General features: G+C 30.1%; 25 protein-coding genes, 1 tRNA gene, 1 other RNA gene and 2 pseudogenes. 27 read left to right on the top strand and 2 right to left on the bottom strand.

All coding sequences use genetic code 11. The features are described from left to right. Nucleotides 1–8 precede the first annotated feature (8 nt). Nucleotides 9–443, top strand: a complete 435-nt coding sequence (locus KQI42_RS04050) for a flagellar export chaperone FliS (protein ID WP_216516979.1) — start codon at nucleotides 9–11, stop codon at nucleotides 441–443. Between the two features lie 51 nt (nucleotides 444–494). On the opposite strand, the gene ffs is transcribed toward KQI42_RS04050, so the two are convergent. After that, an RNA gene (gene ffs / locus KQI42_RS04045) (signal recognition particle sRNA large type) lies at nucleotides 495–761 on the bottom strand. Between the two features lie 12 nt (nucleotides 762–773). Then, nucleotides 774–864, bottom strand: a tRNA-Ser gene (locus KQI42_RS04040). A gap of 171 nt (nucleotides 865–1,035) precedes the next feature. On the opposite strand from KQI42_RS04040, the gene dnaX reads away from it, so the two are divergent. The 26 genes and pseudogenes from dnaX to KQI42_RS03915 all read left to right on the top strand — a co-directional run bounded on the left by dnaX (nucleotide 1,036) and on the right by KQI42_RS03915 (nucleotide 21,641). Further along, nucleotides 1,036–2,670 (top strand): DNA polymerase III subunit gamma/tau, encoded by a 1,635-nt coding sequence (gene dnaX, locus KQI42_RS04035; RefSeq protein WP_216516976.1) that lies wholly within the window; start codon nucleotides 1,036–1,038, stop codon nucleotides 2,668–2,670. A 15-nt stretch (nucleotides 2,671–2,685) separates the two neighbouring features. Then, complete coding sequence (locus tag KQI42_RS04030) at nucleotides 2,686–3,021, top strand: YbaB/EbfC family nucleoid-associated protein (protein ID WP_216516974.1); 336 nt, start codon at nucleotides 2,686–2,688, stop codon at nucleotides 3,019–3,021. Nucleotides 3,022–3,035: 14 nt separating this feature from the next. Beyond that, nucleotides 3,036–3,635: a recombination mediator RecR gene (gene recR / locus KQI42_RS04025; RefSeq protein WP_216516972.1), complete on the top strand. Its 600-nt coding sequence runs from the start codon at nucleotides 3,036–3,038 to the stop codon at nucleotides 3,633–3,635. A 427-nt stretch (nucleotides 3,636–4,062) separates the two neighbouring features. Continuing rightward, nucleotides 4,063–4,338: pseudogene (locus tag KQI42_RS04020) on the top strand (type I restriction endonuclease subunit R); the annotation flags it as partial. Then, nucleotides 4,334–4,972, top strand: a complete 639-nt coding sequence (locus KQI42_RS04015; protein WP_216516968.1) for a restriction endonuclease subunit S — start codon at nucleotides 4,334–4,336, stop codon at nucleotides 4,970–4,972. The pseudogene KQI42_RS04020 and the gene KQI42_RS04015, both read left to right, overlap by 5 nt. Before the next feature lie 60 nt (nucleotides 4,973–5,032). Beyond that, on the top strand, nucleotides 5,033–5,161 hold the full coding sequence (locus tag KQI42_RS21235; RefSeq protein ID WP_281420287.1) for a hypothetical protein: 129 nt from the start codon (nucleotides 5,033–5,035) through the stop codon (nucleotides 5,159–5,161). A 357-nt stretch (nucleotides 5,162–5,518) separates the two neighbouring features. Continuing rightward, nucleotides 5,519–6,907, top strand: coding sequence for an MATE family efflux transporter (locus KQI42_RS04010; protein ID WP_343231640.1), 1,389 nt, complete (start codon nucleotides 5,519–5,521; stop codon nucleotides 6,905–6,907). Between the two features lie 400 nt (nucleotides 6,908–7,307). Continuing rightward, complete coding sequence (locus tag KQI42_RS04005; protein WP_216516964.1) at nucleotides 7,308–7,955, top strand: TetR/AcrR family transcriptional regulator; 648 nt, start codon at nucleotides 7,308–7,310, stop codon at nucleotides 7,953–7,955. Nucleotides 7,956–7,976: 21 nt separating this feature from the next. Next, the gene (locus KQI42_RS04000; RefSeq protein WP_216516962.1) at nucleotides 7,977–8,546 is read left to right on the top strand and encodes a hypothetical protein; all 570 of its coding nucleotides are present in this window, start codon (nucleotides 7,977–7,979) and stop codon (nucleotides 8,544–8,546) included. Between the two features lie 211 nt (nucleotides 8,547–8,757). Next, on the top strand, nucleotides 8,758–9,120 hold the full coding sequence (locus KQI42_RS03995; RefSeq protein WP_216516960.1) for a hypothetical protein: 363 nt from the start codon (nucleotides 8,758–8,760) through the stop codon (nucleotides 9,118–9,120). Between the two features lie 235 nt (nucleotides 9,121–9,355). Then, a complete protein-coding gene (locus KQI42_RS03990) occupies nucleotides 9,356–10,357 on the top strand; it encodes a C45 family autoproteolytic acyltransferase/hydrolase (RefSeq protein WP_216516958.1) in 1,002 nt (333 codons plus the stop codon). A 213-nt stretch (nucleotides 10,358–10,570) separates the two neighbouring features. After that, on the top strand, nucleotides 10,571–11,134 hold the full coding sequence (locus tag KQI42_RS03985) for a pyridoxamine 5'-phosphate oxidase family protein (protein WP_216516956.1): 564 nt from the start codon (nucleotides 10,571–10,573) through the stop codon (nucleotides 11,132–11,134). A gap of 358 nt (nucleotides 11,135–11,492) precedes the next feature. Beyond that, entirely contained in the window at nucleotides 11,493–11,753 is a 261-nt protein-coding gene (locus KQI42_RS03980; protein ID WP_216516954.1) for a hypothetical protein, read from the top strand. After that, complete coding sequence (locus tag KQI42_RS03975; RefSeq protein WP_216516952.1) at nucleotides 11,746–12,135, top strand: retropepsin-like aspartic protease; 390 nt, start codon at nucleotides 11,746–11,748, stop codon at nucleotides 12,133–12,135. The genes KQI42_RS03980 and KQI42_RS03975 overlap by 8 nt, the downstream gene beginning before the upstream one ends. 184 nt (nucleotides 12,136–12,319) lie before the next feature. Further along, a complete protein-coding gene (locus KQI42_RS03970) occupies nucleotides 12,320–12,787 on the top strand; it encodes a restriction endonuclease subunit S (RefSeq protein ID WP_343231642.1) in 468 nt (155 codons plus the stop codon). A gap of 173 nt (nucleotides 12,788–12,960) precedes the next feature. Beyond that, nucleotides 12,961–14,070 (top strand): glycerol dehydrogenase, encoded by a 1,110-nt coding sequence (locus KQI42_RS03965; RefSeq protein WP_216516948.1) that lies wholly within the window; start codon nucleotides 12,961–12,963, stop codon nucleotides 14,068–14,070. Between the two features lie 371 nt (nucleotides 14,071–14,441). After that, on the top strand, nucleotides 14,442–14,831 hold the full coding sequence (locus KQI42_RS03960) for a nucleoside 2-deoxyribosyltransferase (RefSeq protein ID WP_216516946.1): 390 nt from the start codon (nucleotides 14,442–14,444) through the stop codon (nucleotides 14,829–14,831). A 235-nt stretch (nucleotides 14,832–15,066) separates the two neighbouring features. Continuing rightward, nucleotides 15,067–15,888 (top strand): GNAT family N-acetyltransferase, encoded by an 822-nt coding sequence (locus KQI42_RS03955; protein WP_216516944.1) that lies wholly within the window; start codon nucleotides 15,067–15,069, stop codon nucleotides 15,886–15,888. Between the two features lie 21 nt (nucleotides 15,889–15,909). Beyond that, nucleotides 15,910–16,431, top strand: coding sequence for a GNAT family N-acetyltransferase (locus tag KQI42_RS03950; RefSeq protein WP_216516942.1), 522 nt, complete (start codon nucleotides 15,910–15,912; stop codon nucleotides 16,429–16,431). A 75-nt stretch (nucleotides 16,432–16,506) separates the two neighbouring features. Next, nucleotides 16,507–17,703, top strand: coding sequence for a hypothetical protein (locus KQI42_RS03945; RefSeq protein ID WP_216516940.1), 1,197 nt, complete (start codon nucleotides 16,507–16,509; stop codon nucleotides 17,701–17,703). A 27-nt stretch (nucleotides 17,704–17,730) separates the two neighbouring features. Then, nucleotides 17,731–18,195: a GNAT family N-acetyltransferase gene (locus KQI42_RS03940; RefSeq protein WP_216516938.1), complete on the top strand. Its 465-nt coding sequence runs from the start codon at nucleotides 17,731–17,733 to the stop codon at nucleotides 18,193–18,195. A gap of 126 nt (nucleotides 18,196–18,321) precedes the next feature. Further along, nucleotides 18,322–18,462 carry a hypothetical protein gene (locus KQI42_RS03935; RefSeq protein ID WP_216516936.1) on the top strand — a complete coding sequence of 47 codons (141 nt, stop codon included), beginning with the start codon at nucleotides 18,322–18,324 and terminating at the stop codon, nucleotides 18,460–18,462. Nucleotides 18,463–18,486: 24 nt separating this feature from the next. Continuing rightward, nucleotides 18,487–18,849 (top strand): annotated as a pseudogene (locus tag KQI42_RS03930) (GNAT family N-acetyltransferase); the annotation flags it as partial. 92 nt (nucleotides 18,850–18,941) lie between these two features. Further along, nucleotides 18,942–19,961 carry a hypothetical protein gene (locus tag KQI42_RS03925; protein ID WP_216516932.1) on the top strand — a complete coding sequence of 340 codons (1,020 nt, stop codon included), beginning with the start codon at nucleotides 18,942–18,944 and terminating at the stop codon, nucleotides 19,959–19,961. 336 nt (nucleotides 19,962–20,297) lie between these two features. Continuing rightward, entirely contained in the window at nucleotides 20,298–20,492 is a 195-nt protein-coding gene (locus tag KQI42_RS03920) for a hypothetical protein (protein ID WP_216516931.1), read from the top strand. Nucleotides 20,493–20,906: 414 nt separating this feature from the next. Further along, entirely contained in the window at nucleotides 20,907–21,641 is a 735-nt protein-coding gene (locus KQI42_RS03915) for a TrmH family RNA methyltransferase (RefSeq protein ID WP_216516929.1), read from the top strand. Nucleotides 21,642–21,725 lie beyond the last annotated feature (84 nt).

The following is a 21,725-nucleotide window of genomic DNA, read 5'->3' as shown; positions in this document are numbered from 1 at the left end:
ATTAAACTATGGAAATTGATTTAGAGAAGAGAATATTGGCTGCCAATGAATGGGGATTGGTGGCTCTTCTCCATGAAGGTCTTATAGATAACTTTAAAGAAGCTAAAAAAGCTATAAGTGAGGAAAATAACGAACTTTTAACATTAGTAAATAATAGATCTAGAGATATATTAACAGAGTTGTTAGTAATATTTAGAGAAAGTAATGAGTTATCAACAAATTTAAAGGAAATTTACATTTTTATCAACAAGTTAATAACAGAAGGCGAACTTAAAAAAGATATCAATTCATATAATGAATCTATAAAAATATTAACTCCAGTATATGAAGGTTTTAAAGAGTTGGAAACCAAAGAACCTCCTAATATCATATCGGGACTTACTTATGGTAAAAGTTCTTTGGAAGAACACAATATTAAGACAGGAAAAACCTTTCAAGGATAAAAACCAAATAAAAAAGCTATGGTAAAATACCATAGCTTAATTTCTATGTATCCGTGCACCCAGTTTTGACAATCCTATTCCAAGCGTTACCTGAACAGTTAACTCAAATCAGGCACCCCCGCGGCACACGAAAAGTTTCACTTACCGCTGCTTCCTTCCGGATCTGACGGGATTCATGAGTTTCCGTTGCGCAGGACCCAATCGTCACTGCCACTTATTCAGGGCAGACCTTACAATAGAGATGCCTAGACTGGGAATTCAATCCTGCTATAGCGGATTGCAGGTTACAGGGCACCGCTGCCTCCCCATCTAGCACGGCAAAAATAATAATGGCGGAGAGAGAGGGATTCGAACCCTCGAAACGCTTCCACGTTTACCCGCTTTCCAGGCGAGCGCCTTCAGCCAACTCAGCCACCTCTCCACATCATTGCCTAAATAAATAAATAAATTATTTATTTGTCCCACAGGATTATATTATAACTAAAAATAAAAAATATGTCAACTATAAATAAAGTCATATTAATATAATGGGTGTAAAAGTGTATCCAATCTGTTATAATATAATATATTAATAAAAATGTAGGTGAAGCTCATGTATCAAGCTTTGTACAGACAATATAGACCGAAAAACTTCGATGAAGTATTAGGGCAAAAACATATAACAACCACTTTAAAAAATCAAATATTAAAGGGAAATATTGGTCATGCCTATTTATTTGCCGGGACTCGAGGAACTGGAAAAACTTCTACAGCAAAAATATTTGCTAGAGCAGTAAACTGCCTAAATCCTATAAATGGAAATCCCTGTAATCAATGTGAAGTATGCACAGGGATACTAGATGAAAGTATAATGGATGTAATGGAAATGGATGCTGCTAGTAATAATAGTGTAGATGATGTCAGAGATTTGAGAGAAAAGGTTATATATCCTCCATCTATGGCTAAGTATAAAGTATATATAGTAGATGAGGTTCATATGCTTTCAAAAGGAGCTTTTAATGCTCTTCTTAAAACTTTAGAAGAACCTCCAAAGCACCTAATATTTATACTGGCTACTACAGAAATGGAAAAGTTGCCCCAAACTATTCTATCTCGTTGTCAGAGGTTTGATTTTAAGAGGATAGTTACCAAGGATATAATGGAAAATATGAAAAGTATATGTGATAATTTAGATATTTCTGTAGAAGATAGAGCTCTCAATCTAATAGCTAGAAATTCTGATGGAGCTATGAGAGATGCATTAAGCTTATTGGATCAATGTATTTCTTTTAAAGAAGGAGATCTTACTTATGAGGATACGGTAAATATATTAGGAATAGCTAATACAGATTTAATCTTTAATATGGTAGATAATATTAAAGACAAGGAATTAGAAAAAGTATTACTTGTTATAGATGAGACTATCCAAAATGGAAAGGATATTCATCAATTTATTAAGGATTTAATCTATCATTTCAGAAATTTAATGGTTGTAAAAACATCTCAAAATCCAATAGATATAATAGATATGGATCAAGATACTTTAAATCAATATCTTCATCAGAGTAAAAGTATGACCATAAACTTTATTTTGAAAGCCTTGGATATACTCAGTATAAGTGAAGGTCAAGCTAAATGGTCAACCCAACCAAGAATTATTCTGGAAATGGCAGCAATAAAATTAATTAAACTAGAAAAAGAAATGGATTTAGAAGAAAGAATTAAAAGACTTGAGATGGGGATAAAAACTGAGAAAGTCGATGTTAAGGAAGAAATTGTTGGGAAGGAAAGTAGTCCTTTAGTTAAAAAAGATAAACCTAAGGAAAAATCTCAAGAAGAGCCTAAAGAAGAATTGAACCAAGAATCAATTAATATAGTTGATGATGGAAAGGAATTACTTTTTGAAACTATATCAAAAGAATGGTCAAAGATATTGAAAATGATAAAGGATAAAAGAATCAATACTTATGCTCTTTTAATGGAAGGAATACCAATTTCCTATAATAACAATTTACTCACCATTGGATATAAAGAAGGATATGGTTTCCATAAGGAAGCTGTAAGTGGAAAGAATCATAAGGACTTTGTTGAACAAATAGTTTCTTCTTATTTTAATAAAAATATAACTGTTAATTTTGTAATAGATGAAAAAAAAACTGAAATTCTAGTTGAAAATAAAGATAATAAAGAAGAAGCAATAAAAGAAGTTATAGACTTCTTTGGAAAAGATATAGTAGAAATAAAATAAGGAAGGAGAATTACTATGGCAAGAGGTGGATTCCCAGGAATGGGTAACATGGGAAATATGATGAAGCAAATGCAGAAAGTACAAAAGCAAATGGAGGAAATGCAAAGCCAATTAGAAGAAACAGAAGTAGAAGCAAGTTCTGGTGGTGGAGCAGTAACTGTTAAAGTAAATGGAAAAAAAGAAATATTAGGAATTACTATAGATGAATCTGTAGTAGATCCAGAAGACATAGAAATGTTACAAGACTTAATAATGGCTGCCGTTAATGAAGCTTTGAGAAAAGCGGAAAATATGATGGCAGAAGAAATGAAGAAACTTACTGGAGGAATGAACATACCAGGACTGTTCTAGTGGGAGGCTTTTAAATGGATTATTATGCATTGCCTATTGCAAATTTAATTGAACAGCTTTCAAAGCTACCAGGCATAGGAAGAAAGACTGCTCAAAGACTTGCATTTTATGTACTGGAAATGGAATCGTTAGAAGCAGATAAGCTAGCTAATGCCATAACCAATGCAAAAGAGAAGATTAGGTTTTGTAGTGTATGTTGTAACTTAACGGATGATGACCCTTGTTATTTATGTAAAAATGACTCAAGAGACAAGTCTATTATATGTGTAGTAGAAGGGGCAAAAGACGTTATAGCTATGGAGAGAACTAGAGAATATAAAGGATTATATCATATACTTCATGGAGTTATTTCTCCTATGGATAATGTGGGACCTAATGATATAAAGGTAAAAGAACTTTTAAATAGGTTGGGTGATGGAGAAGTAAAGGAAATAATTCTTGCTACTAATCCAACAGTAGAAGGAGAAGCAACAGCTCTTTATCTATCAAAGTTAATAAAACCTTTAGGAGTCAAAGTAACAAGAATAGCCCATGGAATTCCTGTAGGAGGAGACCTAGAATACTTTGATGAAGTGACTTTATCTAAAGCTATAGAAAATAGAAGAGAATTGTAGTTAATAAATGAATAATGTCTAAATCAAATAAAGTTCTTCAAAAGCAGGAGAGAACATGGAATAAATCCCATAAAATCTCCTGCTTTTTATATTTCTCCTTCTCTTTCCTCTTTCTCTCAACCTCTTGAAACCACTCTGTTTCCCCTTCTTATTCCTTTCCTTATTCCTTATCTCTTAATTCTTATCCCTGCCCCAATTCTTTGAAGAACTTTATTTTCAGATTACATAGTTAGAGCAGGAAAAAGAAATTAAGGATTTAAGGATAAATATAAGAAAAATAATATAAAAATATTGTAGATTATAAGATTTAAGGTTTAATGATGTTATGTATCTAACTATATTAAAAAATATGGTATAATATAGGCAAGATTGTCCAGTATATTCCAAAACTTTATAAATATATACAATAGGAAAAGGAATGAGGATAGTGGTCATGAATAAAAAATCTTTATCAGAAGAAGACATAAAAATGAGATACATTATCCCTGCTATAGAAAAAGCAGGATGGGATATAAAAACTCAAGTAAGAGCTGAATATAGCTTTACAGATGGTAGAATTATTGTCAGGGGAAATCTTGTAGCCAGAGGGAAAAGAAAAAGAGCAGATTATATTTTAAGCTACAAGCCTAATATGCCCCTTGTAATAATAGAAGCTAAAGATAATAAAAAATCTATGGGAGCTGGTATGCAACAGGGACTTGAATAAGGAAGAAAAGGAAAAGTTAATAAGGGAAGGAAAAATAAGAAAAGAAAAACCATTGCCAGAGATAACAGAGGAAGAAAAATCTTTTGAGATACCTGAGGGATGGGAATGGGTTAGAATGGCAGAAGTAATAGATGTTCGTGATGGTACACATGATACCCCTAAATATGTAGAAGAAGAAAAATATCCATTAATAACAGGAAAAGACTTTCTTAATGGAAAACTTACATTTGAAAAGACTAAATATATAAGTAAAGAGGATTATGAAAAAATAATTAAAAGGTCTAAAGTTGAATCAGGAGATATTATCTACTCAATGATAGGTGGAAATATTGGAAGTATGGTAATGATTACTGATATTACTGACATTGCTATAAAAAATGTTGCACTTTTTAAACGGTATTGTGCAGAGTCATTTATACCTAAATATTTATTATATTTTTTAGAAGGAAGAAAAGAATTAATGAAAGCTTCGACAAAAGGGGGAGCACAACCATTCTTATCATTAACTATGTTAAGAAATGAACTATTTGTATTACCACCTTTAGAAGAACAAAAACGCATAGTAGAAAAAGTAGATAATATAATGAATATGTTAGATGAACTTGAAAATGAGCTAACTACTAAGATTTAAAAGACTAAAAGTATTAATAGGTGTACCTTACATCCATTTAAAAATAGATATAATATGAGAGTGGAACATATTGATTGTAGTGCAGTGATTTTAACAAACTTAATTAGTGAGATGTATAAAGCGTATGAGAAAAACTTACATGAACCAACTAAAGAATTATATAAAGCACTTTGGGAGGAAATAGAATAATGAGGATAGTCTTTTTCAACATTTCTTAAATAGTTGGTTGGTATAAAGATGCAACAGTTTATAGAAAAGTTAATTCGCTACCTTATAATAAAGATACTGATAGAGGGCTACCAGAGTTTGGATATGAGTATAATCTAGTTGCAGATAAATATGCATCTAAGGTATTCTTTACTTTGTCCTAATAAAATAGAGTTCTTCAAAAGCAGGAAAAATGTAAATCTTAAAAAGATTACCTATATAATAAAAATCTGAACATGTAAAATTTGATTTATTAAATTTTTTCTAATATAATTATCTCAAATTATACAAATAAATTAAGGAAATCTATCTTTTTAATACTTAGATGGTTTTTTTATTTTGAAGGGACTTGAGACATTGAAAAAAGATATAAAAGAAAACTATATTTTTTCCAGAAAAACTCTTATTCATCTCATTATACCACTCATAGTTGAGCAATTACTAGCAGTTGCCGTTGGTATGGCGGATACCATAATGGTTGCAAGTGTTGGAGAAAGTGGAGTATCGGCTGTATCTTTGGTGGATTCAGTAAATATTCTGCTGATAAATATATTTGCAGCATTGGCAACAGGTGGAGCTGTGGTTGCAGGGCAGTATATAGGAAGAAATCAGAATGAAAAAGCCTCAAAGGCAGGAGAACAACTCATAGTATTTGTAACATTTATTTCACTGGTCATAATGGCAGTGATGTATACTGGTAGAAGGTTTATATTAAATGTGGTATTTGGCTCCATTGAACCTGTTGTTGAAGAATATGCCAATACTTATATGATGATTGTATTTGCAAGTATTCCGTTTATAGCAGTATATAACAGTGGGGCAGCATTATTTAGGGCGATGGGAAATTCCAAAATCACTATGAAGACTTCCCTAATAATGAATGCTATCAATGTAGTTGGAAATGCAATATTAATATACGGATTTCGTATGGGAGTTGAGGGAGTTGCCATTCCAACATTTGTGTCCAGGGCTGTGGCTGCTATAATTATAGTCTTGTTGCTCAGGGATGAAAGTCTTATTATTCATATAAGTAAGCCCTTCAAATATAAATTTGATGGTAAATTGGTTAAGAATATCCTACAGATAGGAATACCAAATGGAATAGAAAACAGCATGTTTCAGCTAGGTAAGATATTATTACTAAGTGTGGTATCTGAATTTGGAACTGCAGCTATTACAGCAAATGCAGTTGCAAGTACGTTTACAGCTTTTCAATTTCTTCCTGGTGCTGCCATAGGACTAGGTTTAGTTACTGTAGTCAGTCAGTGTGTTGGAGCCGGGGATTATGACCAGGCCAGATATTATACAAAGGTACTTCATAAATATACTTATATAGCTTTAGCTCTAGTAAACGGAATTATAATACTGACATCGCCATTTGTATTGAAGCTATATAATCTGTCACCAGAAACTGCTGCACTTGCAAGAAAGATAATAATATTCTATGGAATAAATGCTTGCTTAGTATGGCCATTGGGCTTTACTCTTCCGAATACACTAAGGGCTGCAAAGGATGTACGATATGCCATGATAATAAGCATAGGCTCCATGTGGATTATAAGGATTGGGCTTGGGATATTATTTGCTAGATATTTGGGTTTTGGAATGTTTGGTGTCTGGATAGCCATGATTTGTGATTGGTATGTAAGAGCCGCATTCTTTATACACCGATATAGAGGACATAAATGGGAAGAAAAAACTACTCACCCTTGTAGAAGTAGTGAGTAGTTTACTAATAGTTACCAAAAAAATCTCTAATTTCTATCACTTAAACAAGTTTCATATACCTAATCCTTTATGACTTAGCTTTTAGTCCTATTTCCTTTCCTTGAAGAACTTTATTTTCAGGTTACAGGAATGTTGTTTTAATAAAATAAAGTTTTTTAAAATCAGGAGAGTTCATGATTTAATCCATGAATTCTCCTGATTTTTTATCTTCTTAGAAAAAAGTAATTAAGGGATTATAATATTTATATCTTACGATTGGTTGAACTTGTGCAAATATTATGGGATATATATTGAATTCTTCACATTATATCTACATTGTTATTGACAAAAGTAACCTAGTATAATAAAATAAAACCAACAATATGACCATGTGGTCACATTGTTGAAAGGAGGACTAATTGTGCCTAAAAGTACATTTTTTAATTTACCTGAGGAAAAAAGAGACGCAATTATCTCATCAGCTCTAGAAGAATTCTCTTCAGCTAATTATAACTTAGCTAGTATCAACCAAATATGCAAGCGAGCTAATATAGCTAAAGGAAGCTTTTATCAATATTTTAGAGATAAGTTAGATTTGTATGTTTATATTATGACTATAGCCATTAATACTAAAATAGAGTTTTTCAATACTGCTCTTGAACGATTTCAAACTTTATCTCTATTTGAACAAATTCGTTTACTATTTAAAAAAGGATTAGAATTTACTAAAACTTATCCTATGTATGCAGCTCTAGGAGAACAATTTTCAAAAGAGAATGATAATATTGCAAAGTCAGCAGTTTTAAAGGAGGGAGAAAAGAAGTCTTCACTATTTTTTGTTCACATGATAGATAAAGCAAAATCTAAAGGTGAGATACAAGATAATGTAGATACTTTAGCACTAAGTATGTTATTACAATCTCTAAATCAGACAGTAATTGATTATATGATGGATAAATATAATGAGATTAATTATGAACAGTATGAAGAAGAGGTTAATCAATTGGTTAATTCGCTATTAAATATTATTTTTAAAGGAATTTCAAATAAAGATAACTTTTATAGATAATAATTTAAAGGAGGTCTATTTATGTTGAATAGGAAAACAGATTTTATATTGGGTATGTGTTTTGCCTTGGCTACAATAATATTTATTGTTGTTTTTCTTACAAATGATTTATTTTTTAACTGGGCATTTGAAAGACATCATAATATTCTTAGTTGGTATATAAGACCAATATTTATTATACCTATAGTAGTGTTTGCATTTAAAAAGAGCTGGACAGGTATATTTGCTTCAATCTTTGCACTATTTACAAGTATGTTTTGGTTTCCAGCACCAGAAACCAGTAATCTAAATGTATTATCTTTCCTTTCTTATGAAATGGATTATTTGAAAGGTACATGGAACATTACAAAAATTTTAATGAGTTTAACCATTCCCACTTTTTTTGTAATGCTTATTCTAGCTGCTTGGCAGAGAAATTGGAAATGGCTTTTCTGGGTTGTTATTTCAGCTGCTATATTAAAGGTATTATGGAGTGTTGTTTTTAGTGGTAATGCAGGTATGGCCATTTTAAAACCTGCCATTACAGGTGTAATTATATGTATTGTAGGATTTTATTTTTTAAAAAGAAAAAATCATCATAGAAGTAAATAAAAGTAGAAATATAAAGTTAATTTATTATTAATAACCAAAGAATGCCTTTAATTATGGAGGAAGTTTTAATATTATCTAAGTTAACCTCATTATTCCCATATAATACTTTTTAATGAAATATAGTTTTATCTTCAGTGCCATTTCTATATAGATGCATTATTCTTTTATAAAAATTTAAAAACTGAAATATTTTATGTTGGGGGGATTGTTCATGCCTTATATCCATGAGTTTGGAATAATTGATTGTATTGAAAAAAATAAAGATTATGATTTCTATGAACCTGAAAAATATAATTGTATTTCTGTTGATGGTGACCTTATTGATGAAATCTATTATAAGGGATTTGGAGATAAAATGAAAAACCTTGAAACATTTGCACATAATACAAATAGACCATATAAAGATCTTGCATATTATGGAGTGACATTAATACCTCCCAAGTCTCTTAAACAATTCTTAAATATTATTATTGAAGAAAATGCTAAGTATAAATCAAAAGAACTTAAAGAATTGACTAAGAAAATTTGTGATGCAATCAAAGAAAATAAATGGTTAATTCATTTTGGGATTTAAGTATTATTATCTGCTAATTATGTATATGCTTTTTATATATTATGAAAGAATTAAATTAATGAATATTTTGCAGTTTTTATAAAATATCCAATAAGTTGAAAAATGTGTAGTCGAAAAGAAATTATACAAGGGAATACACAATATTAATATATCTCTTGACATAAAATTTTTATTAAACTAAGCTTGTAGTATGAGTTAACGTTAGCTCTCAAATTGAAAATAGGAGAGTGAAATTATGTATCATTCAAGATGGAAAGGCAGTCACTATGAAGCAGGACTACGTTATGGGAATATATTGCATAAAAAAGGTGTTAATCCCATAGATAACATACCTATAAATGATGAGAGAAAAGAATTTGCAGCAAAATGTCTGCCAATTTACGAGAAATTTTATCCGGAAATAATTGAAGAAATAAAGGGCATGGCAGATGGATTACAAATTGATTATATGCATATAGCAGACTTTCTTTTTACTATGTATTGCTTTGTATTTGATAATAAATGTTCTTGTTTTGCTTTCTCTTACAAGGGGAAAACCATCTTTGGTAAAAATAGTGATTTTATTGTGAGTATGGAAAAGTTGTGTGATAGTTCTTATTATAAGCTGAATAATGCCTATTCATTTGTTGGCAATACGACTGCATGGACAGAAATGGAAGATGGTGTCAATGAACATGGATTAGCAGCTGGATTGACTTTTATTTATCCCATAAAGATAAAGCCTGGATTTAATGCAGGAATGCTTGTCAGATATATTTTAGAGAAATGTAAAACAACAGATGAAGCTATTTTAGCATTAAAAGAAATCCCTATTGCTTCACCGCAGACAATTACACTGGCAGACAAGTCTGGTAATATTGCAGTTGTGGAATGTAATTGTGATAAAGTTGTTATCCTAGCCCCTAGAGAAGGAAAAAATTATGTCTTTACAACCAATCATTTTATATCTCGTGAAATGCAGGAATACCAATTTGATGGTGTTGATGATATACATTCTCATGAACGATATGAAACATTAGTAAATGCATTTACAAACAACCAAGATTATTCACTAGATTTTGCAAAAAATCTTTTATCTGGAAAGATGGGATTTATGTGCCAATATGATCGTAAGCAAGGACTTGATACGGTCTGGTCATCAATCTATGATTTAACAGATGATATAATTTTTAGAGTTGAAGGAAATCCTTCAAGAAAATCATTTAAACAGGATAAAAGGCTTAGCTTCATAAAATGATCATTATCCAAAGAAGGCAACAAACCAATAGTAATAATTTTAATCATTTTAAGGAAGAAAATAACTATGTTCATTATTTATGTAATGAACATAGATTTATAAGTATTGATAGAGAAGGGCTTATTGTTGAATTTTCAGGTCGATTGTTAGTAAAATTATAGCAGATTAGAAGATATTATATGGAATGAGAATATGTATCAGGTAGGTGGGATTATGAGAAGAAAAGATAGAGAAATGAGTAGAGAATTTGGACTTAAAGTCATAGATAAATCTAGATATGGAGTTCTTTCTATGATTGGAGAGGATAACGAACCTTATGGAATTCCTCTTTCTATTGTAAGAGATGGGAACAACTTGTATTTTCATTCTGCAATGGATGGAAAAAAAGTAAAGATATTTGAGAAAAGTCCTAAAGTTAGTATAGCATTTGTTGGAGAAACAAAGATTCCAGAAAACTATACAAAAGAAGAATTAGATGAAATTGTAAAAGATGAATCAAAGGCTGTACTACTAATTAGTAAGGTCTTTACCACTGAATACGAATCAGCAGTTGTGAAAGGTAAAGTAAAGTTAGTAGAAGATGAAGATGAGAAAATTAAAGCTATGAAGCTTATATGTGAAAAATACACTTTAACAAAGATGGACTACTTTAATATGGCAATTAAGGCAGGATTAAAACGAACTAATGTATATAGAGTAGAAATTGAAGAAATTAAAGCCAAGAGGAAAAAATATGATATACATGGCGAAGAAATGAAATGGGGTAGAATGGAATAGTTTCATAGGTAAGTAAAATCTCTAATTTCATAGTGAAGTAAATATATTCTATATGTATTAAAGCTATTGATATAATGAAGACTTTAAAGGTTTTGTATCAATAGCTTTTTATATAGCTAGAGATTTTAAGAATAAAGATACTAATAAAGGATATATAGAAAGTTACAACTTTTATTAAAATAGCAATATGATAAAATAAGATTATAATGTATAAATATGTAACTTCGGAGGAGAAACAAGAATCAGAAGAACAACTAAACCATTACCTTGAAGAACTAGGATTTGACATAATATAAGGAAATTTAGAATAAAGAACTGAGAATTGATGATTAAATTGAAAAGTTGGGAGGTTGTATCAATGAAATGGAATGAGGCAAGAAAACTGTATCCTAACAAATGGCTTTTATTTGAGGCTGTAGAAGCTCGTTCTGAGGCAGGAAAAAGAATTATTGACGAACTATCTATTATAAATGTATATGATGAAGGTAGAGCTGCTCTTAGGGAATATGCAAATAGACATAAGAAAGATAAAAGCAGGGAAATGTATGTTTATCATACTAAAAATGAAGAGCTATTCATAGAAGAAAGAAATTGGATTGGGGTGCGAAAAAATGGCTAATCTCAATCTAAAATATGGACTTCCTTTCTGCACTATTAAACTTTCATATAAGAGTAAAAGTATTTCTATTGATAATGTACTTTTAGATACAGGTTCAGGAGGAACTGTATTTAAGATGGATATTGTTGATAAAATAGGTATAACAATAGAAGTCGATGATATTATTGAAACTATTTCTGGAATAGGTGGTTCAGAATTTGTATATAAAAAGGATGTAGATTCAATAATACTTGGAGACATGGAATTGAAGAATTTTAAAATTGAAGTTGGAGTCATGGATTATGGTTTTGATATAAATGGCATAATAGGAATGGACTTTTTGAAAGAAGTAGGAGCAATAATCAATTTAGATGAAATGAAAGTAACGAAGGATAGTAGGTGAGAAAAGTGAAGAAAGTTAGAGAAGGATATAAGATGACGGAATTAGGAGATATACCAGAGGATTGGGAAGTTAGGAGAAGTTACTAAAATAATTATGGGACAATCTCCAGATTCATCAAGCTATAATGAAGATGCAAAAGGTATACCTTTTTTCAAGGTAAAACGGAATTTGGTACTATTAATCAATTGTAAAGAAATGGTGTACAAAACCTACAAAGATTGCCAATCCATTTGATATTTTAATTTCGGTTAGAGTGCCAGTTGGAGATGTAAATATCAATAATATTAAATCGTGTATTGGGAGAGGTCTTGGGGCTATTAGGCAAATTGCTAAAAGTCATTTTAAATATATATTCTATATTTTGCAAGTTTACCAAAACGAATTAAAAAAGTTTTCACAAGGTAGTACATTTGAGGCTATAAATAGTTTAGATTTAAAAGCATTAAAAATAGTAGTTCCACCACTACAAGAACAACAAAAAAAAGCCTCTATTCTATCCTCAGTAGACGAACAAATAGAAATTACCGATAACCTTATAGAAAAAACAAAGGAGCTTAAAAAAGGGCTTATGCAGAAGCTTCTTACAAAGGGTATTGGACATGAAAGGTTTAAAGATACGGAGATAGGAAGGATACCAGAGGATTGGGAGTAGGAGGTAAATGTAAATTATATAATAATAGTAAAATGTTGTAATGGAGAAGAGTTTTAAGTGAATATTCTATTTAGAGAAGGAAAGAAATTGTCTTGATTTTAAAATAAAAATATAGTAACATACAAATAACTAGGTTAAAAATTTCACATAAAACATCGAGGAGGCAAGAAAATATGATAAGAATCCAAGCACCACCTAGATATATACAAGGTAAGAATGCATTAGATGAATTAGGACAGTTAGTAAAAGATTTTGGAGATAATTTTCTAATTCTTTCAGGTAATACAGCTTTAAAAATGAAAAAAGATGATATTGAAAAGGGCTTTAAAGAGGCAGGAATTAACTGTACTTTTGAAAGATTTACAGGAGAAATAACATATGCTGAAATTGATCGTGTAGCTGATATTATAAGAAAGGGTAATTTTAATGGAATTATAGGACTTGGTGGAGGAAAGGTATTAGATACAGCAAAAACAGCTGCAGCTAAAACTAATATTCCTGTAATTATATCACCTACTATTGCGTCATCTGATGCTCCTTGTAGTGCTGTTGCTGTAATTTATGACGAGAAAGGTAATGTTTGTGGTTTTGAATTCTTTAAGTCAAATCCAGACTTGGTTTTAGTAGATAGTCAAATGATAGCAAATGCACCGGTACACACTTTAGTAGCAGGAATAGGTGATGCATTGGCTACTTATTTTGAAGCAAGAGTAGGTTATGAAGAACATAAGAAAAATGTAGTTGGAAGTTATATTTCACAAACAGGATATGGATTGGCAAAACTTTGCTATGAGACCTTAAAAAGGGATGCATTAAAAGCTGTTCAGGCCGTTGAATTAAATGTAGTTACTCAGGCTTTAGAGAATGTTATCGAAGCAAACACTTATTTAAGTGGTATAGGTTTTGAAAATGGTGGAGTCTCATGTGCACATTCTATTCAAGATGCATTGACAGCTATTCCTGAATGTCATGAGTTTTTACACGGTCATCGTGTTGCTTTTGGTACAGTAGCATTACTAGTTTTACAAGATAAGTCAGAGGAAGAATTGGAAGATGTACTAAAACTTTGTACAGATGTTGGACTACCTGTTACCTTAAAACAATTAGGTTTAACTGAAGATGTAGAGAGAAAGATAAAAGAAGTTGTTAATATTGCGTATGTACCAGAGGGAGAATCTTCAGTATACAATATCCCAGAAGGAACAACTTTAGACGATATATATGCAGCTATTTTGATGGCTGATAAAATAGGTCAAGAATATCTTGATAAAATAGGGAAATAACTTAAGTTAATAAATAGAAATTTTAAGAGAGTAATATATTTTCTGTATAAAGGTATATTACTCTTTTTGTATATGCCTATATCTAATTTTTATATAATTTCTTTATCGAACACATTTTAAATATTAAGGATTCTATTATAGCTTCTAACCAAGAAGTGATTACCATGGGATGAAGATCAGGTAAATTCTACAATAATAAGCTATACTTTAATATCATCAATTCAATCAGCAGATTTTAAAGATATAAATAAGTCATTTGAGTTAACTAAGTACATAGAAGATAGAGGATTTTTTTATAAAAAGAAAATCTAAGGGAGAGTACTATATGTTAAGTATTAACAATAACTCTATATAATGAGGAGAGAGTCTATATGAGAGTGTATATAGGAATTAAATATCATGAAAATTATAGTAACAAATCAATTGTTGATAAAATCTCATCAATCTTTGAAAAAAGAGGATATGAAACAATTTGTATTGTTCGGGACATCGAAAGTAATCGACAGATAGAGTATAATCCTCATGAATTAATGAAATTAACATTCGAGAAAATTGATATGTGTGACTTGGTTGTTATTGAATTAAGTGAGAAAGGTGTAGGATTAGGAATTGAGGCAGGATATGCTTATGCCAAAGGAATACCTGTTATCACAATAGCAAAAGGTGGTTCTGATATATCTGAAACATTAGTTGGAATATCAAACAAAGTTCTCTTTTATGATGACATTGAAAGTATGGGGATTCAATTAGATAGTTTATAATGCAAATATTATTTATTTTTTCAAATAATCAAAAAGATTCCGATGTAAACAGTTGGGAACCAGTTGACAATATGGAAAATATATGTAATAATACATAAAAAGTGAGTATGCTTAAGCATTGATATGTGAGCAGCATAGGGATTATTGAGATCCTACACGAATGGTTATAGCCCTTCGGAGTCACTCTTATGAGTGATTCCGTGGGGCTTTTTATATTTTTATGGAGGTGGTATTGATGATTAGATTGCTTAGACAGCCTGATAAAAAAATAATTCTAGAATATCTTGATAGAAATGAGATTGAAACATCATTTTTATATGCCAATATTATTGAATTTGGTGTTGATAATATACAAGATATAAGAAGATGTGCAGATTACTATGGATTTTTTGACGGAGAAGTATTAAAAGGCATTTTATCTTTCTATAATCTAGGAAGTTGTATACCTCACTATGAGGTAGATGATGCTGTGCCTTTATTTGCAGAGATAATGAAGGACAAAGAATTTGAATTTTTACTAGGGATGGAAAAAATCATAAAACCTTTATATGAAGAGATTAAAGATTATAAAGAAACTCAGGAATATGATGAAAGTTCTTATTTTATAAACGCTAATTTCAAGCCCTTTATATTAGATGGAGTAAAATTTATAGATGCCAATAAAGTAGTAAATGATGATTTAATTGATTTTATTGTAGCAGCTCGTGCAGATGGATTTAATCAAATTGCAACGAGAGAAGATATTAGAAAAACATTAACTCAAAGAGGAGAAGAAGAGGATTTTATCATTGCAGAAAAAGATGGTAAAATAGTAGCACAGGCATGTGTGCAGACATATACCAATAAAATCAACCAGATTGGTGGTGTTTATACAGTTAAAGACGAAAGAGGTAAGGGGTATTGCAAAATGGTCGTCTCTGAAGTATGTAGTAGAATTATTGCAAAAGGTAAGATGCCAACTCTTGCTGTTAAAAAGAATAATATGCCTGCTGTCAAAGCTTATACTGCATTAGGGTTTGAACATTATAATGATTACCTAATCGTGAGATTCAGGTAAAAAAGATAAAGGGGTGTTTTTATGGCAGATATTATTATTAAGTTACTTGAGAAATCAGATGAAGAAGAACTTTTTAAATTTGAACTTGAAAATAGAGCTTTTTTTGAGAGCATGGTTTCCTCAAGAGGAGATAGCTATTATGAATTTAATAACTTCAGAATGATAATGAAAGAATTAATAGAAGAACAAGAAAAAGGATTAGTATATATGTATTTAATAAAGGATGATACTGACAAGATTGTTGGTAGAGTAAATCTAGTATCAATAATAAGAGGAAGTTTTAATAAAGCTGAGTTAGGTTATAGAATAGGAGAAAAGCATCAGGGAAAAAAATATGCAACAAGTGCGGTAAAATTTGTTTTAGATGAAGCAGCTAACAAGCATAAACTTCATAGAGTAGAAGCAGGAACATCACCTGACAATATAGGTTCACAAATAGTTTTAATTAAGAATGGTTTCCAATTTACTGGGCGTTATAATAAATATATTTATCATAGTGGGAAATGGCACGATAGTATAAATTTCGAAAAAATACTTGATTAACTTATCAGAGTTCATTTAAGAACTATTAGGACATATTCTATGACTTAGATAAAGTATTTACACATGGGAGGATATATGAATTTAATTGATCTAAGGGAATTTGAGTTTGAAAGAGATAAAATAATTTTATTTAATGAAAACGAATTTATTTTTGGAGATACAAAGTGTGAAGAAGGAATATGTAAAAGATATTTTTACAAATATAATATGAAAAATAAACATATTTACAAGATAAATGAAGAAGGAATAGAGACTTCTGAGTATGCTTCGTATAATAGTTGTATCTTAAATGATTATATATATACTGATTCATATAAGGTTCAGAATAGTCATGTAGAAACCCTTATTTATAGGATTAGTCTTATAGATGGAAAAATAGATAAACTTTATTCTATAAGTAGGGATGCAGGTGTTATTATCTTGAGTGAGGAATATGCTCTTTTAATTGGCTGTGATTATGGAATCGATGAAGAACATTCTGATGTACAAAAAGATATTAAAGGTGAATATGATTATGCTATTTTATGTGATTTAAAATATAAAAGAGAATATGGGGTAAAGGATAAGAGAGTTATCTTAGGGATCTGGGATTATTTTATTCCTTATACTGTTGATAGAGTTAGGTGTATAGTTTTTGAAGAAGCTTATATGGAAGATTGGGAACTTGAAGATGAATTTGAGGAAGGGAGTAAAAAGGAGGACTTCTATAGAAATGGTTATAGGGAAAGTATTAATATCATTTCTTTAGAAAAATTTGTTGAGTCCATAAAAAATGGATATGAGATGATTCCTTTTTCTCAAATACATAAAACGGAACTTACTGCTTGGACAAGATATTTTGGTATGGATGATGGAAATATTTATTATAGGACAAAAGACTTTATAAATAAGATTGAATACATATATTCAATAGATAAGAGAACTTTAGAAAAGAAATTATTAAAATCTGTAAATATGCATAATAGCCAGACTACGGATATATGGCATGATATTACAAATAGAAAAATATATGAGAAGAAAATTATAAATGATAGTATAAAACAAATTAAAGAGATTTATGATGGAGATTTTATTTTTGAATATAGCGAACTAAAAGAAGAATTTAATGATTTAGTGGGTGAATATGTTTTAACAAGTTTTTGGACAGAAGATGATAATGGGGACAATTATAAGTATTTTACTAAAATAAGAAATATTAAGAGTGGAATGATAGATATTTTTGAAGGGATTTGTATAGTGATTAAAGATAATATAGTTTTATTTAAGGGATAGTATCGTATTTATATTGGAGGAGCTAAAATGTATATAGATTACTTATATAATCATCCTGAATATATTAAAATAGTATCAAGTTGGATTCATAGAGAGTTCGTTGTAAAGGCGAAAGGTAGTCTAAATTTAGAAAAGGTTGTTGAGTATTTTAGTAATACAAATATAGAATCTTTTCCAATAACACTTATTGCAATCATAGATAATGAGTGCATAGGAACTGTTTCTATTTTCGAAAATGATTTAAAGACCCAAAAAGATTTAACCCCTTGGCTAGCATCATTGTATATAGATCCTGATTATAGAGGTCAAGGAATAGGAGAAATGTTGATTAATCAAGTTAAGGAGGTAGTAAAAGGATTGGGTTTTAAATCCTTATATTTAAGAACTGAACATACTTCTGAATACTACATAAGACTAGGTTGGGAGTTTGTTTGTAAAACGCAAGATGAAAAGGGACAAGAAACTGAAGTTTTTAGATGCCAAGTTAAATAATCATTTAATGAGTATAATAAATTCAACTTGTTTATATATTATGAAACAGGATAAGTCTAAAAAGTTCTTAATATATAATCCCTAAGTGTTGAATCTTCTTCTATAAAATAAATAGGAGCCAAGACAATGATAAACAGGCATTTATATAGAAAGACTGGTAGTCATATATATATTAAACAACCAACTTGTGAAGAACTAGACTCTATATCACTATTATGGGCTGATGAAGAAACAATGAAAGATGTAGGTGGATCTATTATATTTTAAGATAGTAGAAAAAAAGACTGGTATCATCAGATGGTTCAACCCACAGACGGAAAGAATTTTTATTGTCTGGTGTATAGCCTTGAAGATGAACCAGTTGGTGAAGTAAGTTTTCACAGGTATAATGAGATAACTAAAACAGCAGAATTTAATGTTAAAATTTTAAGTAAGTATCGTGGTAGGGGTTATGCTAAAGAAGCAACCATACTACTGCTCGACTATTATTTTAATGAGTTTTTTGGAGAAGTTATGTTAGACAGTATAGCAATAAGTAATAACAATGGTCAAAAGACATTGCTAAATATAGGCTTTGAGCATAGATCTAGTACTGATGGTGTATCTTTAGTGAGTATAGACAAAGAGAAATATAATGAAAGTTATAAAAAGTAAATTCATCTTATGGGGAATGAAAAACGTATTAGAAAGACTCCATTAATTCTAGAAGAAGACTCTCATCTTTTAGACAAGAAAGGAGAAAGTAGATGAATAAAACATTAGAATTTTTATTAGATAATGCTTGTCCATCCATAGAGTATAGGATAAAAAAAGAAGTTTTAAATGAAATAGGTCTGTGTGAAAAAAGGGAACTACAAAGTCAAATTTTAGAGGATAGTGTTGTTCAAGGTTTTTTGAAAAGTCAAAATACAGATGGTTGGATAGATGAAGATTTTCATAGTGAAAAAGGAGTTGAAACTGCGATAAGAGTATTATCGGAAAAGGGGGTATCGTCAGAACAATCATTAATTCAAAAAATGCTTAATGAATTAGAAAAAAGAGAAGAGACATTTGATAAGGGATGTCTATTTAATGTTGGGAAGGTATTAGATGAAAAAGGATTTGGAGGTTCACAGTTAATTAGAGCCACTATATTTACTTATGCAGGTATAGAAAATAAAGAATTTATCAAAAAACAAATAAAATATGCGTTAGATAAGTTCAAATTTGTACTTACTATAGATAAAATAGATGATATTACAGAGCAGTATAAGAACAAATTAGTTTTTAAAGATGAAGTGAAATGGCCAAGCATATATGACCTTAGACTTCTTGCTTTTACAAAAGAATGGAGAAGCACAGAAAATAAAAGAATGGTTATTTCTTCAATACGTCAATTAGTAAAATTATCACCTATTCCAGACATACTTGTTCTAAAAGGACACCAATTAATTGCACCAGCTTCATTCTGTATGCATGATTTTAATCCATATATCAATACTTTTGAAGATAAAGATTGGATGATATGGTTTCATAGAATGGAGCTATTATCAAGGCTTGGAGTAGTAAATCATATTGGAGAATTAAAGGATCAGGTTGATTTTCTTACTAAGGTTTTAAGAGAAAACAATGGAATATTCAAAAAGAAATTAAGTCATTATTATTTTACAAAATGGGGTACGTATACTGGATTGGCATTAGAAAAAGATTGGAAGTCAGAAAAAAGACGTATATGCGATTTGACATTTAGAAGTTTGTTAATATTACATTATTCAGAAATATATTAGACATGTTTTTAAAACGTCATGTACATATCAATTTATCAATTATAAAAGATGTATCCTTTCAATATAAGTGAAGTTTTCATTAAGTGATATATTGTCAACTACATAAAACTTATTATACAGATTATATGGGGAGGATCTGCAACTTGGATAATATAGATAAGTGGGATAGACTTAAAGAAGAAGTTTTTCATATAGAGTATCAAAAGCAAATACAGGAGAAATACAATTGATAATGACTAAGATTACAGGTAATTTTAAACGTGGTAATGAGAAAGCGAACAAAGTAAGGTAAAAAACATGGGCTATTAAGATACTAGTTTTAAGTGGATTAGTTTAATGATGTCAGGCAGAGATTGCTTTAGTAGGGCTAGTGAGGCAATAATGAAATATGGAAGACCACTAGAAAAAAGTTTTTTTGAAAGATATTTTAAAGATGGCTCACTGGATAATATCATAAATGAACTAAAGAATTTCTATAATGAAGATGGTAGACTTGTGCATGGATTGGAATCTTATTTTAGATTACCTTAGTAGGATGTGATGAATTTATCAAGGAGCGGTTTTCTTAGTAACTCATAACCTCATGTACTGATATTTATAGTTATTAGAAATATGGAAGGAAAACATACTGAAAAAACAAAAGAATATTATGATATCATAACAGTTAAAAGTAGAAATATTTCTGAATGATAAAGAAAGTGGTGTTTTTAAAACATTGTAATATAAAGCGTTATAAGCTATAATCAACGTTACTATTATATATAAGGGAGGTGATTTTAATGGCAATAAATTTTGGCGTTACACTGAGCGTACTCCATGCAAGGTCTATTGATAAACAGACTGCGAGCTTTGCATGGAGGAGAGATATCGCTGCATAAATGATTCTGTTTATCATTTAGGCTTTGCATCCTTAAAGACTTTAATATTTTAAGGAGCGGGGTCTATATGAAAAACAACTTAATTTTAAAACCGTACAAGAAAGAATTTGACTATTCTTATACTTCTGGCGCATATGCAACTTATGAATTGATAAAAATTAAGCCAGAAATTGTTAAAGCAGTTTATATCCATTCGAGATATTCTAACAAAGAGGAAATGGAAAGGGTTTGCAGAGATAATAAAATCCCTTTTCTGTATGATGATAAAACTTTTATTCGAATAAATCAGAAAGAGAATAGTTATATTATCGGAGTGTTTGAAAAACATTCATACATTTTGGATAAGTCAAAACCTCATGTAGTTCTTGTAAATCCAAGTGACATGGGAAATATAGGGACTATAATAAGGACCATGGCAGGGTTCAACATATGTAATCTTGCAATAATTACTCCAGCAGCTGATATATTTAATCCCAAAACCGTTAGAGCTTCTATGGGGGCATTGTTTAGAATTAATTTTCAGCTCTTTAATTCTTTTGAAGAATATAGGGAAATGTATTCAAGACACTCATGTTATCCCTTTATGCTTAAAGGAGAAATATGCTTGAATATTGATAATTGTTCAAAAGAAAATCTTTTTAGTTTAATATTCGGCAACGAAGCAACAGGGCTTGATGAAAGTTTTTTAGATATAGGGACAAGTGTAAAAATTCCTTCTTCAGATCTTGTTGATTCATTAAATTTATCAATTGCAGCAGGAATAGGCATTTTTACTTTTGCAAGTAAAAATGGTCTGATATAAATAGTTAATTATTATTTTTATCCATGCCTGATAATTAAAAATTATTATCAGGCATGAGTCGAAATACAAGACGGTGAGCATATG

The organism is Tissierella simiarum (assembly GCF_018917865.1).
In the GTDB taxonomy this organism is placed as follows: Bacteria; Bacillota; Clostridia; order Tissierellales; family Tissierellaceae; genus Tissierella_C; species Tissierella_C simiarum.
This window is presented reverse-complemented; position numbering and strand designations above follow the sequence as displayed.